This is a genomic window from Streptomyces mangrovi, assembly GCF_900114215.1.
Classification (GTDB): Bacteria; Actinomycetota; Actinomycetes; order Streptomycetales; family Streptomycetaceae; genus Streptomyces; species Streptomyces barkulensis.
The window spans coordinates 49,245-64,936 of sequence record NZ_FOSG01000003.1 but is presented as its reverse complement, the minus strand read 5'-3'; the positions used below and the strand labels follow the sequence as shown (position 1 = coordinate 64,936).

Here is a 15,692-nt window from a genome sequence, read left to right as displayed (position 1 = left end):
CCGGTGGTCTGTGCGGCTCCGGCCGCACCGGCGGTTCCGTCGGGGGTCGTGGCGGTCACAGCTTGCCTCCTCGGCTCTCCCGGCGGGCGGGAGCGATGAGCGTGGACAGATAGGGGAGTTCGGTCCCCCCGGCGGCCGGGCCGGCCCCCGCAGCGGCCTCCAGGTCGGCCGCCGGGCGGATCGACTCCTGCGGCAGCCCCAGCGCCGAGCCCCACACCGCGCCCTCGGTACGACCCGTGGCGCGCAGCGCGGCGGCGACCTCGCCCGCCCGCCGCCCGAACTTGTAGGCCACCACCGTCCCCGGCCCCTCCAGGGCCTGCCGGAGCACCGCCGTCCCGGCCGTCACCGGCACCAGCGTCAGCGGCTCCGTCCCCTCGGTGAGCACCGCCCCGCCGCGCGCGGCCAGGTCCTGCATCGCGGTGATGCCCGGCACGGTCTCCACGACCGCCTCCGGCACCAGGGCGCCGACGGTCTGGGCGAGATAGGTGAAGGTGGAGTAGACGTTCGGGTCGCCGATGGTCGCGAACGCCACCGAGCCGTGGGCGCGCAGCAGTCCGGCGACGCGTTCGCCCGCCGCGTCCCACGCCGCCTCCCGGCGGGTGTGGTCATCACGTTCGTTGAGCGCGAAGACCACCCGCACGATCCGCTCGCGCGACACGTAGTGCAGGACGGTGGCCTCGGCGCGTCCCGTACCGCTGCCCTCCATCACGGGCACCACCACCACGTCCGCCGAGCGCAGCGCCTTGACGCCCTTGACCGTCACCAGGTCCGGATCTCCGGGGCCCACCCCGACGCCGACGAGCCGTGGCCCGCCGGCCTCCCGCGCCTCACCGCCGCTACCGTTCACGCCGCTGTTCACGCCGCACACCCTCCGACACAACTTCCGACGAAACGCCGGGCCACGGACGGCTCGGCGGCCCAGTGCACATGCAGATACGAGGCATGCACGCCGTTCTTCACAAAGCCTTCGACCCGGCGCCCGGGCCGGGAGCCGCGCGAGGTCAGCCCCCATGCCGGCGCGGCCCTGTTCCCCGGCTTCGCGTTCTCCTGCTCCCCGGTCTCCGGTCCCCCGGCGCCGGGGTCCACCGCCGTGCGGTGGAACTCGTGGCCGCGCATCCGCGTCCCCGCGGCGGCCAGGACGCTGTCGCCGACCGCCACCGCGTCGCGGTAGCCGAGGGTGAGCCGTTCGGTCATCCGTGCGGTGGCGTCGAGCACCCCGCACATCGGCTCGCCGTCCAACTCCCTGGCCAGATACAGCAGTCCGGCGCACTCGGCGGCGACCGGCGCCCCCGAGGCGGCCAGCTTCGCCACCTCCCGGCGCAGCGGCTCGTTCGCCGACAGCTCCGGCGCGTACACCTCCGGGAAGCCGCCGCCCAGGACCAGCCCGGCCGTGCCCGGCGGCAGCGCGGTGTCCCGCAGCGGGTCGAAGACGGCCACATCCGCTCCCGCCGCCCGCAGCAGCTCGGCGTGCTCGGCGTAGGAGAAGGTGAACGCGGCCCCGCCCGCGACGGCCACCACCGGACGCCCGCTCGGCCGGCTCGCGGGCACGGGCGGCGCCCACGGCTCCTGCGGCAGCGGCGGCGAGGAGTGCGCCAGGGCGAGCAGCGCCCCCAGATCGCAGCCGGACCGCACCCGCTGCGCCAACTCCGCCACCGCCCCGGTCGCCTCCGCCCGCCGCTCGGCCACCGGCACCAGACCCAGATGACGCGAGGGGGTGCGCACCAACGGTGCCCGGCGCAGCACGCCCAGCACCGGCACCCCGCAGGCGTCCAGCGCCTCGCGCAGCAGCTCCTCGTGGCGGTCGGAGGCCACCTTGTTGAGGATCACCCCCGCGACGCGGACCTCCGGATCCCAGGACGCGAAGCCGTGCACCAGCGCCGCCACCGAACGCGACTGCGAGGAGGCGTCCACCACCAGCACCACCGGCGCCCGCAGCAGCTTGGCCACCTGCGCGGTCGAGGAGAGCTCACCGAGGCCCGCCGCCCCGTCGTACAGCCCCATCACGCCCTCGACCACGGCCACGTCCGCGCCGGCCGCCCCGTGCAGGAACAGCGGCGCGACCAGATCCGGGCCGCACAGGTACGCGTCGAGGTTGCGGCCGGGACGGCCGGTGGCCAGCGCGTGGTAGCCCGGGTCGATGTAGTCCGGGCCCACCTTGTGCGGGGAGACCTCCAGCCCGGCCGCCGTGAAGGCGGCCATCAGACCGGTGGCGACGGTGGTCTTGCCGCTGCCCGAGGAGGGCGCGGCCACGACCAGCCGGGGAAGCGCGGTACTCACGATCCGATCACCACTCGATGCCCCGCTGGCCCTTCTGGCCGGCGTCCATCGGGTGCTTGACCTTGGTCATCTCCGTCACCAGGTCGGCGGCGCCGAGCAGCGCCTCCGGAGCGTTCCGCCCGGTGATCACCACATGCTGGACGCCGGGACGGGTCCGCAGCACCTCGACCACCTCGTCGGTGTCCACCCAGCCCCAGTGCATCGGGTAGGCGAACTCGTCCAGCACGTACAGCCGGTAGGTCTCGGCCGCCAGATCGCGTTTGACCTGCTCCCAGCCCTCGCGCGCCGCCTCCTCGGAGGACTCGATGCCGCGCTGCACCCACGACCAGCCCTCGCCCATCTTGTGCCAGGCCACGGTGCCGCCCTCGCCGCTCGCGCCCAGTACGCGCAGCGCCCGCTCCTCGCCGACCCGCCACTTGGCGGACTTCACGAACTGGAACACCCCGATCGGCCAGCCCTGGTTCCAGGCGCGCAGTGCCAGCCCGAAGGCGGCCGTCGACTTGCCCTTGCCGGTGCCCGTGTGGACCGCCAGCAGCGGGCGGTTGCGGCGCTGGCGTGTGGTGAGACCGTCGTCGGGGACGACACTCGGCTGTCCTTTCGGCACTACGCGGCCCTCCTGCCGGTGTTCCTGTCGGTGTTCCTGTGGGTGTTCCTGTCGGTGTTCTCGCGGTCGGTCCTGTGAGTGCGGCCGGGGGTCTGCAGGGAGCGGACGAGCCCGGTCACGGTGTCGGCGCGCAGCTCCTCCAGCGTCACGGCGGGGCCGCCCAGTTCGGCGGCGAGCGCTCCGGCCAGTCCGAGCCGCACCGGTCCGGACTCGCAGTCGATCACCACCGAGGCGGTGCCGTCGGCGGCCAGCAGCCGCGCGGCCTGCCGGGCGCGCGGCACCGGCCGCGGACCGCCCGTCGCCCGCCCGTCGGTGACGGCGACCAGCAGCGGGCGCCGCGAGGGGTCGCGCAGCCGCTCGGTCCGCAGTACGTCGCGGGCCTTCAGCAGTCCGGCGGCCAGCGGGGTGCGGCCACCGGTCGGCAGCGACTCCAGACGCGCCGCGGCGGCGTCCACCGACGAGGTCGGCGGCAGGGCCACCTCGGCGCCCGAGCCGCGGAAGGAGATCAGGCCGACCTTGTCGCGGCGCTGGTAGGCGTCCAGCAGCAGCGACAGCACCGCGCCCTTGACCGCGCCCATCCGCTGCCGTGCGGCCATCGAGCCGGAGGCGTCCACGACGAACAGCACGAGATTGGACTCCCGGCCCTCGCGCACCGCCTCGCGCAGATCCTCCCGGCGCATCAGCAGCCCGGGTCCGGAGCGGCCCCGCGCCCGCTGGTGCGGGGCGGCGGCCCGGACGGTCGCGGCCAGGTGCAGCCGGGACAGCGCGCCCCGCGGCCGGCGGGCGCCGGTGGTGCGGCCCTGCGTGGTACGGGCGCGCGAGCGCCGCCCCGCCGTGCCCTCGCCCACACCCGGTACGTGCAGCGTGCGGGCGCGGAACGGCTCACCGGCGCGGGCGGGGGCCTGCTCGCCGCCCTGTTCGCCGCTCTGCTCCGGTCCGGTGCCCTCTCCGTCGCGCGACTGCCCGGGGAGAGAGGGCTCGGAGGGCTTGGAGGTCTTGGAGGGCTCGGGTGCGTCGGCCGGTCCCTGCGGGCTGTCCTGCGGCGGCTGCCCGCCACCGTCCCCGCCACCGTCCCCGCCACCAGGGCCGCCGTCCGGCCCGTCCGGGTCCGGCTCGTCGTCCGTGCCGCCGCTGCTCCGCAGCGTCTCGTCCAGCTTGTCCTCGTCCAGGCCGGGCGCGTCGAAGGGGTTGCGGCGCCTGCGGTGCGGCAGGGCCAGCAGCGCCGCCCGCCGTACGTCCTCGGCCACCACGTCGGTGCGCCCCGCCCAGGCCGCCAGCGCGGTGGCGGTACGCGCCATCACGATGTCGGCCCGCATCCCGTCCACCTCGAAGGCCGCGCAGGTGGCGGCGATCTGCCGCAGCGCGGTGTCGCCCAGCCGCACCCCGGGCAGCAGTGCCCGCGCGGCCGCGATCCGCTCCCGCAACCCGCTCTCCTCGCCGGCCCAGTGGGCGGCGAAGGCCGCCGGATCCTCCTCGTAGGCCAGGCGCCGCCGCACGACCTCCATCCGCTCTCCGGTCTCCCGGGAGGCGGCGACTTCCACGGTCAGCCCGAAGCGGTCCAGCAGCTGCGGGCGCAGCTCGCCCTCCTCGGGGTTCATCGTCCCCACCAGCAGGAAGCGGGAGGAGTGCCGCACCGAGACGCCCTCGCGCTCGATGTGGACCACGCCCATCGCGGCGGCGTCCAGGAGCGAGTCGATGAGGAAGTCCTGCAGCAGATTGACCTCGTCCACGTAGAGGACGCCCCGGTGGGCCTGTGCCAGCAGCCCCGGCTCGAAGGCCTTCACCCCCTCCGACAGGGCCCGCTCGATGTCCAGCGATCCCACGAGCCGGTCCTCGGAGGCGCCCACCGGCAGCTCCACCATCCGGGCCGGCCGGCTCGTGCCCGGCCCCGCCTCGTGCGGCCCGTCCGGGCAGGCGGGGTCGGGGCGGCGCGGGTCGCAGGAGAAGCGACAGCCGGGTACGGCCTCGACCGGCGGTATCAGCGCCGCCAGAGCCCGTACCGCGGTGGACTTCGCCGTCCCCTTCTCGCCGCGCACCAGGACGCCGCCGACGGCCGGCGAGACCGCGTTCAGCAGCAGTGCCAGCCGCAGGTCGTCCATGCCGACGATCGCGGTGAACGGATAGGCGGTCGTGTTCGCGGGGACCGCCGTGTTCCCGGTGGTCGCCGTGGTCGTGTTCGCCGTGGTCGTGTTCGCGGTGGTCACGCGTCGCCCTCCAGATCGTCGGAACCGCTCTCCAGGTCGCCCTCGAGTTCGAGGTAGATCTCGCGCAGCCGCTCCAGGGTCCGTGCCTCCGGCTCGGCCCACAGCCCGCGGTCGGCGGCCTCCAGCAGCCGCTCGGTCACGCCGCGCAGCGCCCACGGGTTGGAGCGCTTCATGAACTCCTGGTTGGTCTCGTCGAAGACGTACTCGGCCGCGAGCCGCTGGTACATCCAGTCGTCCACCACCCCGGCCGTCGCGTCGTAGCCGAAGAGGTAGTCGACGGTGGCCGCCATCTCGAAGGCGCCCTTGTAGCCGTGCCGCCGCATCGCCGCCATCCAGCGCGGGTTGACCACCCGGGCACGGAAGACCCGGTGGGTCTCCTCGCCCAGCGTCCGCGTCCGCACCTGGTCGGGGACGGCCGAGTCGCCCACGTACGCCTCGGGGGAGTCCCCGGTCAGATGGCGCACCATCGCCACCATGCCGCCGTGGTACTGGAAGTAGTCGTCGGCGTCGGCGATGTCGTGCTCGCGGGTGTCGACGTTCTTGGCCGCCACCTGGATCCGGCGGAACGCCGTCTCCATGTCGCCGCGCGCCGGGCGGCCGTCCAGCCCGCGCCCGTACGCGTAACCGCCCCACACGGCGTACACCTCGGCCAGGTCCGCGTCCGAGCGCCAGTTGCGGGCGTCGATCAGCGGCAGCAGCCCGGCCCCGTACGCGCCCGGCTTGGAGCCGAAGATCCTCGCCGTGGCCCTGCGCCGGTCGCCGTGCGCGGCGGTGTCCTCGTCGGCGTGGGCGCGTACGTGGTTGGACTCGGCGGGCTCGTCCAGCTCCGCCACCGCCCGCACCGCGTCGTCCACCAGCGCCACCACGTGCGGGAATGCGTCCCGGAAGAAGCCGGAGATGCGGACGGTGACGTCGACGCGCGGCCGGCCCAGCTCCTCCAGGGGGACGATCTCGAAGCCCGTCACCCGCCGGGAGGCGTCGTCCCACACCGGGCGGCAGCCCAGCAGCGCCAGGATCTCCGCGATGTCGTCGCCCTGGGTGCGCATGCAGGAGGTGCCCCACACCGTCAGGCCCACCGACCTCGGGTACTCGCCGTGGTCGGCCAGATGCCGGGCCAGCAGGGAGTCCGCCAGCGCGCTGCCGACGTCCCACGACAGCTTGGACGGGATCGCCTTGGGGTCCACGGAGTAGAAGTTCCGCCCCGTGGGCAGCACGTTGACCAGGCCGCGGGTGGGCGAACCGGAGGGGCCGGCGGGCACGTAGCCGCCGGCCAGCGCGTGCAGCACGTTGCCGATCTCGTCCCCGGTGCGCTCCAGCCGGGGCACGACCTCGTCCGCGGCGAACTCCAGGACGCGCACGGCGCCCGGCAGTTCGGCCTCCAGCACCTCGGCCACCACCTCCGGGGCCGCCTCGCGCGCCCAGCCGCGGGCCTCCATCGACTCCACCAGCCGCCGCGCCAGGTGTTCCAGCAGGTCCACCGCGTCGGAGGCGGTACGGGCAGGGCCGTCCGCGAGCGCGGTCAGGGCCCCCGGCACCTTCAGGCGCGCCCCCGGCTCGGCCAGCAGTTCGGACTCCACCAGTCCCACGTGTTCGGCCAGCACCGCCCGCAAGCCCGGCAGCGCGCCGCCGACCCCGCCCCACACCTGGGCCGAACGCAGTACCGCCAGCACCAGGTTGACGCGCGGTTCACCCACCGGCCCGCCGCCCAGCACATGCAGGCCGTCGCGGATCTGCACATCCTTGATCTCGCACAGCCAGCCGTCGATGTGCATGACGAACTCGTCGAACTCGTCCTCGTCCGGCTGCTCCTCCACCCGCAGGTCGTGGTGGAGCTCGGCGGCCCGCACCAGCGTCCAGATCTGGCTGCGCACGGCCGGGGCCTTGGCCGGGTCCAGATCGCTCACCAGCGCGTACTCGTCCAGCAACTGCTCCAGTTTGGCCAGATCGCCGTAGGAGTCGGCGCGCGCCATCGGAGGCACCAGATGGTCGACGACCGTGGCGTGGCCGCGGCGCTTGGCCTGCGTCCCCTCGCCGGGGTCGTTGACGATGAACGGGTAGACCAGCGGCAGGTCGCCCAGCACCGCGTCGGGGGCGCAGCCGGCCGACAGGCCCAGGCCCTTGCCCGGCAGCCACTCCATCGTGCCGTGCTTGCCCATGTGGACCACGGCGTCGGCGCCGAAGCCCCCCTGCTCCGGCGGGGCCTCCATCCAGCGGTAGGCCGCCAGGTAGTGGTGGGAGGGCGGCAGATCGGGGTCGTGGTAGATCGCGATGGGGTTCTCGCCGAAGCCGCGCGGCGGCTGGATCATCACCACCACGTTGCCCAGCCGCAGCGAGGCCAGCACGATCTCGGCCTCCTCGCCCTCACCGTCCACGTACAGCGAGCCCGGCGGCTCGCCCCAGTGCTCGCGCATGGCCTCGCGCAGCCCCGGGTCGAGCGCGGCGAACCACCGCCGGTAGTCGGCCAGCGGCACCCGGGCGGGCGCGGCGGCCAGCTGCTCCTCGGTCAGCCACTCCACGTCGTGACCGCCCGCCGCGATCAGCCGGTGGATCAGCTCGTCGCCGGTCCCGGGCAGCTCGCCGGTGTCGTAACCGGCCTCGCGCAGGGCGCGGAGCAGTTCCACGGCCGAGGCCGGGGTGTCCAGGCCCACGGCGTTGCCGACGCGCGAGTGCTTGGTGGGGTAGGCGGTGAAGACCAGGGCGATCCGCTTGTCCGCGTTCGGCCTGTGCCGCAGGGCCGCGTGCCGCACCGCGATCCCGGCCACCCGGCGGGCCCGCTCGGGGTCGGCGACGTAGACGGGCACCCCGTCGGGGCCGTCCTCCTTGAAGGAGAACGGCACGGTGACCAGCCGCCCGTCGAACTCCGGGATCGCCACCTGCATCGCCGCGTCCATCGGGGAGAGGGCGGCGTCGGAGGCCTCCCAGACGGCGCGGGAGCCGGTCAGGCACAGGCCCTGGACCACGGGGACGTCCAGTTCGGCCAGCGCGCCGACGTCCCAGGTCTCGTCGTCGCCGCCCGCGCTCGCGTCCGCCGCGTGGGCGCCGCCGGCGGCGAGCACGGTGGCGACCAGCGCGTCGGCGCGACCCAGCAGCTCGTACAGGCCGGGGTCGGCGCTCCTGAGCGAACCGCAGTACACCGGCAGGGCGTTGGCGCCGCGCTCCTCGATCGCGTCGCACAGCGTGTCGACGAAGGCGGTGTTCCCCGACAGCTCGTGGGCCCGGTAGAACAGCACGCCCACCGTCGGCCGGGACGGGTCGTGCCCCCGGTCGCCGCGCACGCCGTACTCGGGCATCGGGCGCGGCCCGGCGAAGCCGTGGCCGGTCAGCAGCACGGTGTCGGACAGGAAGCGCACCAGCTCCGCCAGGTTCTCCGGCCCGCCCGCCACCAGATACCTCAGCGCCTCGGCGACCACACCGGCCGGGACGGTGGAGGCGGCCATCAGCTCCGCGTCCGGGACGGACTCGCCGCCCAGCAGCACCGTCGGGATCCCGGTGGCGCGCAGCGCCACCAGCCCGTCCTCCCAGGCGCGCCGGCCGCCCAGCAGGCGTACGACGGCGATGTCCGCGCCCTCCACGAGCGCGGGCAGCTCCCCGGCGACATCGACGCGCGCCGGGTTGGCGATGCGGTACGGGGCGCCGGAGGCGCGGGCCGCCAGCAGGTCGGTGTCGGCGGTGGACAGCAGCAGTACCGTGCTCATCGAGCTCCCATCGGTTCGTACGTCCTTCGCATCGGTCGCATCGGTCGTTCGGCTCGCGCCGCTCACGGCGCACCCGGCGGCACGAACGGCAGGCCCTCGGGCGCGCCGCCCTCGATCAGCCGCAGCAGCGCGGCGGTGTCGGCGTGCTCCTCCACCAGATCGCCCAGCCGGTCCAGCTGTTCCTCGCGCAGCGCGGCGAAGGAGGTGTCCGGGGCGGGGACGAACGCCCGCCCCGCGTCGGCGGCCACCCGCCGCAGGAAGGCGCGCCGGAAGCCGTCGCTCTCCAGCGAGCCGTGCCAGTGCGTGCCCCACACCGAGCCGGTGCGGCAGCCGTCCAGGAAGGGCTCGTCGCCGCCGGCGACCTCGGCCACGCCGTGGTGGATCTCGTAGCCCTCCACCCGCTCGCCCAGCGCCTCGCCCACCGGCCGGGCCAGGGTCTTCTCCGCCTCGAAGCGCACCCGCACCGGCAGCAGGCCCAGACCGTCGACCGTCCCGGCGCGCGACTCCACCTCGTCCTCGATCCGTTCACCCAGCAACTGGAAGCCGCCGCAGATCCCCAGTACCGGGCGGCCCTCGGCCGCCCGGCGGGCCAGCGCGCCGGCCAGCCCGCGTTCGCGCAGCCAGGCCAGTGCCCGCACGGTGCCGCGGGTGCCCGGCACGACCGCCAGATCGGCGTCGGCCAGTTCCTCGGGCCGGTCGGTGAACCGCACCACCACGCCCGGCTCGGCCGCCAGCGCGTCCACGTCCGTGAAGTTCGACATCAGCGGCACGGGCACCACCGCGACCCGCAGCACGTCGCGGCCGTGCGGCGGCGCGACGGCCGACTCGCGCACCCCTCCGCGCAGCGACAGCCGCAGCCCGTCCTCCTCGTCGATGCCCAGGCCGTGCGCGTAGGGCAGCACGCCCAGCACCGGCCGGCCGGTCAGGCCCCGCAGCATCTCCAGACCGGGTTCGAGGAGCGTGACGTCGCCGCGGAACTTGTTGACCAGATAACCCGCCACCAGCGCCTGGTCCCCGGGCGCCAGCAGGGCGGTGGTGCCGAAGAGGGAGGCGAAGACGCCGCCGCGGTCGATGTCGCCGACCACCACGACCGGAAGCCGCGCGGCGCGCGCCAGACCCATGTTGACGATGTCGGTGCGCCGCAGGTTGATCTCGGCCGGGCTGCCGGCGCCCTCGCAGATCACCGCGTCGTGGGTGCGGCGCAGCTCGGCCAGGCAGTCGGTGACCGTCTCCAGCAGGTCCTCCCGCCGGCCCGCGCGCCGCGCCCCGCCGGGGGACGGCGGCACTCCGGGGTCCCCGAAGTAACCGCGCGCGCTCATCTCGCCCACCGGCCGGCCCAGCAGCACCACCTGGCTGGAGCGGTCGCCGCCCGGTTTGAGGAGCACGGGGTTCATCAGCGCGCTCGGCTCCACACCGGCCGCGGCGGCCTGCATGGCCTGGGCACGGCCGATCTCGGCGCCCTCGCGCGTCACGAAGGAGTTCAGCGACATGTTCTGCGCCTTGAACGGCGCCACCTTCACACCCCCGCGGGCCAGCCAGCGGCAGATGCCCGCCGTGACCACGCTCTTGCCCGCGTCCGAGGTCGTTCCCGCGATCAGCAGCCCGCCGCCCGTCACAGCCCGCCCCCCGACGTCCTGCGCCGCCCCCGCCGCTTTCCCGGCCGTACGGCACGGGTCTCCCGCAGGGCCCCGGCGGTGCCGCAGACCGCCAGCGCCAGCGCGCACACCCGGCGCGAGAGCCGCACGGCGCGCTCGATGTCCTCCACTCGCACCGGGCGGCCGCCGGCGCCCAGGACCGGCCGGTGCTCGACGCGCCCGCCGTACGACAGCGTCCCGCCCAGCCGCAGACCCAGCGCGCCCGCGAACGCCGCCTCGACCACACCGGCGTTGGGGCTGGGATGGCGGCGGGCGTCCGCGCGCCGGGCGCGCAGTGCGCCGCGCGGATCGGGACCGGCGAGCGCGGCCAGCAGCGCGGTCAGCCGGGCGCCGGGCCATCCCGCCACGTCGTCCAGCCGGGCCGAGGCCCAGCCGAAGCGCAGATGGCGCGGTGAGCGGTGGCCGACCATCGCGTCCAGGGTGTTGACGGCCCGGAAGCCCGCCAGCCCCGGCACACCGGCGGCAGCCCCCCACACCAGCGCGCCCACCACGGCGTCGGAGGTGTTCTCGGCGACGGACTCGACCACCGCACGGGCGATGCCGTCGGCGTCCAGCGCCTGCGGATCGCGTCCGCACAGGTGCGGCAGCCGGGCGCGGGCCGCCTCCAGGTCGCCCGCCTCCAGCGCGGCGGCGATCTCGCGGGCCTCGCGCGCCAGCGTCGTACCGCCGACCACCGCCCAGACGGCGGCGGCCGTGAGGGCGGTACGGGCGGCGGGGGAGCGGCGCACGGCACGGTCCAGCGCCGCCGCGGCGGCCGTGGCGCCGCCCGCGCACACGGCGGTGTACAGCGCGCCCGCGCCGCGGTGGTCGCGCCACAGCAGGCGCTCGGCGGCCGCGGCCGCGCGCCCGAAGGCGGCGACGGGGTGCGCGCGGCGCGGATCGCCGGCGATCAGGTCGAGCAGATACCCCAGGGCCGCCCCGCACACGTAGCCCGCGGCCGGAAGGCCGGAGGGAGGGGGGAGGTCGGTGTCCGCCGGAGCGATGGCCGGGTGGAGGGCGTGATCGGCACGCATCGCGTCAGCCGGCCGTCACACCTCGTACGGGAACGGTGGCACAGCGCAGTGGAGGCGGTGCGGCAGGCAGGATGCCGGGCATGGCGGTATGTCCTCACTCAGGGTCCTCGCCCTGGCTCGACGTGACCGGCGGTGAGAGTCTCCTGGCTCCCGGATCGGCGCCTCCCCCGGCCTTCCAGCCCGGTGTGCGGGCCGTGACGCTGGGTGGGGGAGCGCTCCCCGGTGACAGTGGCGGGACCGCGCCGGATTCGCACCGGCTTCCTCTCCTGCCGCCGTTTGGCAACGGGAAGTCCACCACGGCCGGGAGGGCGCGTCAACTCACCCGTGACCTGCGGCGGCGCACTGTGCGGAAGCGCACACGGCGCACGCCGGGGCGCGAGGGGCGCGTCGGGACGCTCGCGCCCCGGGCGGGCCGGGGACACGGGAGATGCGCCGGGAAAACGCACCGGCGCCCGGCGGTGTCCGCCGGGCGCCGGTGAAGGCGTACCGATGCCTGAGGGGCCGCGGGGGTCCTGGCAGGCCCGCTCGGACCTCAGGCCGCGATGATGTAGATGCCGTACGCCACCGCGGCCGCGCACAGGGCGTAGCTGGCGTAGGCGCCGACGCGGGCCAGGGCGAAGGAGCCGCCCCGCGCCTTGCTGTTGGTACCCAGGCCGACGATGCCGAGGGTGAACAGGCCCACCAGGCCGACCGTCATCACGAGACTGACGCCGAAGACCTGGCCGAGGGCCGCCCAGTCGATGTCCATGGTGCTTCTTCCTTCGCGGGGCTCGGGCTCAGGGAGCGGAGACGGTGGTCTTCGCCGGGGTGTCGGAGGCCTTCTCGGCCTCCTCCATGGCGGCGGTGGGCGGCGGGGAGACGGCCTGCATCGCGGCCGTGACCACGCCCGTGTCCTCCGCCTCGGCCGGCTCGACGTCGTTGACGTTGGTGTGGTCGACCGGCTCCCGGCGGGAGGCGAACCAGATGGCGGCGATGGCGGCGGCGCAGACGACCGCGACCACGGTGACACCCCAGTCGCCCTGGACGGCCAGCAGCGCGGAGCCCGCGGCGATCAGACCGGCGGCCGGGAGGGTCAGGCCCCAGGCGGCGACCATGCGGCCGGCGGTGCTCCAGCGGACCACACCGCCCTTGCGGCCCAGGCCGCAGCCCATGATCGAGCCGGAGCAGACCTGCGTGGTGGAGAGGGCGAAGCCCAGGTGGGAGGAGGCCAGGATGGTGACGGCCGAGCTGGTCTGGGCGGCGAAGCCCTGTGCCGGGCGGATGTCGGTCAGGCCCTTGCCCATGGTGCGGATGATCCGCCAGCCGCCCAGGTAGGTGCCGAGCGCGATGGCGATGCCGGCCGAGGCGATGACCCACAGCGGCGGGTCGGCGTCGGCGCCGAGCACGCCGCCGGAGATCAGCGCGAGGGTGATGACACCCATCGTCTTCTGCGCGTCGTTGGTGCCGTGGGCCAGGGAGACCAGGCCGGCCGAGGCGATCTGCCCGGCGCGGTAGCCCTTGGCGACCTGCCCTTCCTCGGTGTTGCGGCTGATCCGGTAGGTCAGCCTGGTCGCGAGCATGGCCGCGATGCCGGCGACCAGGGGCGCGACGAGGGCCGGGATCAGCACCTTCATGAAGACGGCGCTGATGGAGACGGCTCCGATGCCGACGGCGGCGATCGTGGCGCCGAGGAGGCCGCCCATGAGGGCGTGCGAGGAGCTGGAGGGGAGTCCGGCCAGCCAGGTCAGCAGGTTCCACAGGATCGCGCCGACCAGCCCCGCGAAGATCACCGCGGGTTCGATGCCGGAGTCCTCGTTGATGAGGCCTTTGGAGATCGTCGCGGCGACCTCGACCGAGATGAAGGCGCCGACGAGGTTGAGGACCGCCGACATCGCCACCGCGGTCTTGGGCTTGAGTGCCCCGGTGGAAATGGTGGTGGCCATGGCGTTGGCCGTGTCGTGGAAACCGTTGGTGAAATCGAACACCAAGGCCGTGACGATCACGATCCCGATGAGAAGCGTGATGTTTTCCATTCACCCAGGCAATCGGTCGAGGGGGCAGATACTCGGTGAAGGTAAGGATGCAGGGTGAACGCAAGGTGAACTGGGAACGGCATCACGGTGTCTCATATCGCCTGTGTGCGCAGGGTCGCACGGTGCGGTAAGCCGGGCGCTCCACGCGCTCCGGCGCACCGTCCGCCCCGGCGCATCGCGTGCCCCGGCGGATCCCGCCGTCCGCCCCACCGCGCGCCCCGCCGCCGCTAGAGTGCTCCGTCGGAGGTGGCGCGGATGCGGTCGGCCTGGGCGGACGCCTGGAGGGAACTGGTGGCCACGGCCCGCCGGACGGTGGCCGACGGCCTGGTCGTGGGCACCTCGGGCAACGTGTCGGTGCGGGTCGGCGACACCGTCCTGGTCACCCCGAGCGGCATCGCCTACGACCGCCTCGGTCCGGACGAGCTGTGCGCCGTCGATCTGGACGGGCGGCCGGTGGCCGGCGACCTCGTGCCCACCAGCGAGCTGCCGATGCACCTGGCGGTGTACCGCTCCACCGGCGCCGCGGCGGTCGTCCACACCCACGCGGTGCACGCCACCGCCGTCTCCACCCTCGTCGACGAACTCCCGGCGATCCACTACATGGCCGCGGCCCTGGGCGGCCCGGTCCGCGTGGCGCCGTACGCCCCCTACGGCAGCGAGGAGCTGGCCACCCACGTGCTGGAGGCGCTGCGCGACCGCAGCGGCTGCCTGCTGCGCAACCACGGCACGGTCGTGCACGCCGACAGCCTCGGCCGGGCGTACGACAACACCGCCCAGCTGGAGTGGATGTGCCAAGTCTGGCTCGCCGCCGCCTCCGTGCCCGGCCGCACCCCGTCCCTGCTGCCGCCCGGGGAGCTGGACCGCGTCGCCGAGCGGCTGCGCGGCTACGGGCAGCACGGCCGGCCCTCCCGCGCCGAGTCGCGCGGCACCCGTCCGCCCTCGGGCGGATGACGCCGCGCGGACGGGGTACGAGGTGGGCGACACCGGCGCCGGCGGCGCCGGGCGAGGGATCCGGCCCCGGCCCGCCCCGCTCACCCGCCGGAGCCCGCCCGCTGGCCCCGGCGACACCACGCCGTCATCCTTGGAGACGATGAGTCTGCGCAGAACGGCGGCCCTGACCGCCCTCACCACGCTCGGTGCCGGAGCGGCCGCTGTCGTGGCCGGCCGGTACGCGGCCACCGCCGCCCTCAGGCCGTCCTCCGGGCGCACCCTGCCCGCCGGCTTCGAGGGCCCGCAGCTGACCGTCCACGCCACCGCGGCGGGGCAGGTCACCCTGACCCGGTCCCTCATCTCCCAGCTCCCCGGCACCTACGCCCTCACCGGTCCGGGCCGGCACGCCGTCGTCGGAAACGTGCTGGAGGTCCCCTCCTCCGCCGACACCGTCGTACGGCGCCTGGAGCGGGTGGACCGCGGCCGGCTCGCCACCGGGGACCGGGTGCGGCTGACCCCGCAGCTCCACACCGGAAACCCCGGGGACGCGCTGGGCCTGGACTACGCGGACGTCGAGGTGCCGGGCGAACTCGGCCCCCTGCCCGCCTGGTACCTGCCCGCCCTGCGCGACGTGTGGATCATCGCCGTGCACGGTCTGGGCGCCACGCGCGAGCACCCCATGAACGTCCTGCCCTTCCTGAACGCCATGGGCGTCCCCGTGCTCGTCCCCGCCTACCGGGGCGATCCCGGGGCGCCCCGGTCGCCCGACGGCACCGCGCACCTGGGCGACTCCGAGTGGCGGGACCTCGATGCGGCCATCCGTCACGCGCTCGGCCGCGGCGCCCGCGGCATCGTGCTGTACGGCTGGTCCACCGGGGCCACCATGGCGCTGCGGGCCGCCGCGAGATCCCCGGTCCGCGACTTCCTCACCGGGCTGATCCTGGACTCGCCCGTGCTCGACTGGCGGGCCACCCTGCGCGCCCTGGCGGGCGCCCGCCACGTCCCCGCCCCCCTGCTGCCGCTGGCGGTGCGCGCCGCACAGGGCCGCGCCCGGCTGCGCCCGGAGCCCCACTCCGAACTGAGCGACCCCGGCACGCTGCGGCTGCCCACACTCGTCCTGCACGGCCCGGACGACGCCGTCGCGCCCTGGGAACCCTCCCGCGAACTGGCCGAACGGCGCCCGGACCTGGTCTCGCTGCACATCGTCGGACAGGCTCCGCACGCCGCCATGTGGAACGCGGACCCGCAGGGCTACCAGGAGGCGCTGCGCCGCTTCCTCACTCCGCTCATGTGAGGCGCCGC

At 75.2% G+C, this 15,692-nt stretch carries 11 protein-coding genes and 1 riboswitch; of the genes, 2 read left to right on the top strand and 9 right to left on the bottom strand.

The window, feature by feature from the left end; genetic code table 11:
- Positions 1–55: 55 nt before the first annotated feature.
- The 9 genes from cobI to BM237_RS04980 all read right to left on the bottom strand — a co-directional run bounded on the left by cobI (position 56) and on the right by BM237_RS04980 (position 13,460).
- Positions 56–859, bottom strand: coding sequence for a precorrin-2 C(20)-methyltransferase (gene cobI, locus BM237_RS05020; RefSeq protein ID WP_245793415.1), 804 nt, complete (start codon positions 857–859; stop codon positions 56–58).
- Positions 856–2,280 carry a cobyrinic acid a,c-diamide synthase CobB gene (locus BM237_RS05015; RefSeq protein ID WP_093848258.1) on the bottom strand — a complete coding sequence of 475 codons (1,425 nt, stop codon included), beginning with the start codon at positions 2,278–2,280 and terminating at the stop codon, positions 856–858. The genes cobI and BM237_RS05015 overlap by 4 nt, the downstream gene beginning before the upstream one ends.
- 4 nt (positions 2,281–2,284) lie before the next feature.
- Positions 2,285–2,881, bottom strand: coding sequence for a cob(I)yrinic acid a,c-diamide adenosyltransferase (gene cobO, locus BM237_RS05010; protein WP_093848257.1), 597 nt, complete (start codon positions 2,879–2,881; stop codon positions 2,285–2,287).
- Positions 2,881–4,980 (bottom strand): putative cobaltochelatase, encoded by a 2,100-nt coding sequence (locus BM237_RS05005; protein WP_093848536.1) that lies wholly within the window; start codon positions 4,978–4,980, stop codon positions 2,881–2,883. Before BM237_RS05005 ends, cobO begins: the two co-directional genes overlap by 1 nt.
- Positions 4,981–5,081: 101 nt before the next feature.
- Positions 5,082–8,780 (bottom strand): cobaltochelatase subunit CobN, encoded by a 3,699-nt coding sequence (gene cobN, locus BM237_RS05000; protein WP_093848255.1) that lies wholly within the window; start codon positions 8,778–8,780, stop codon positions 5,082–5,084.
- Between the two features lie 62 nt (positions 8,781–8,842).
- On the bottom strand, positions 8,843–10,396 hold the full coding sequence (locus tag BM237_RS04995) for a cobyric acid synthase (protein ID WP_093848254.1): 1,554 nt from the start codon (positions 10,394–10,396) through the stop codon (positions 8,843–8,845).
- A complete protein-coding gene (locus tag BM237_RS04990; RefSeq protein ID WP_093848252.1) occupies positions 10,393–11,448 on the bottom strand; it encodes a cobalamin biosynthesis protein in 1,056 nt (351 codons plus the stop codon). Before BM237_RS04990 ends, BM237_RS04995 begins: the two co-directional genes overlap by 4 nt.
- A gap of 137 nt (positions 11,449–11,585) precedes the next feature.
- A riboswitch (cobalamin riboswitch) is annotated at positions 11,586–11,711 on the bottom strand.
- A 269-nt stretch (positions 11,712–11,980) separates the two neighbouring features.
- The gene (locus tag BM237_RS04985) at positions 11,981–12,196 is read right to left on the bottom strand and encodes a hypothetical protein (RefSeq protein WP_093848250.1); all 216 of its coding nucleotides are present in this window, start codon (positions 12,194–12,196) and stop codon (positions 11,981–11,983) included.
- Between the two features lie 28 nt (positions 12,197–12,224).
- On the bottom strand, positions 12,225–13,460 hold the full coding sequence (locus BM237_RS04980) for an inorganic phosphate transporter (protein ID WP_093848248.1): 1,236 nt from the start codon (positions 13,458–13,460) through the stop codon (positions 12,225–12,227).
- Between the two features lie 255 nt (positions 13,461–13,715).
- Between BM237_RS04980 and BM237_RS04975 the strand changes: the two genes are divergently transcribed.
- Positions 13,716–14,411: a class II aldolase/adducin family protein gene (locus BM237_RS04975; protein WP_093848246.1), complete on the top strand. Its 696-nt coding sequence runs from the start codon at positions 13,716–13,718 to the stop codon at positions 14,409–14,411.
- 139 nt (positions 14,412–14,550) lie between these two features.
- Positions 14,551–15,684, top strand: a complete 1,134-nt coding sequence (locus tag BM237_RS04970; RefSeq protein WP_093848244.1) for an alpha/beta hydrolase — start codon at positions 14,551–14,553, stop codon at positions 15,682–15,684.
- Positions 15,685–15,692 lie beyond the last annotated feature (8 nt).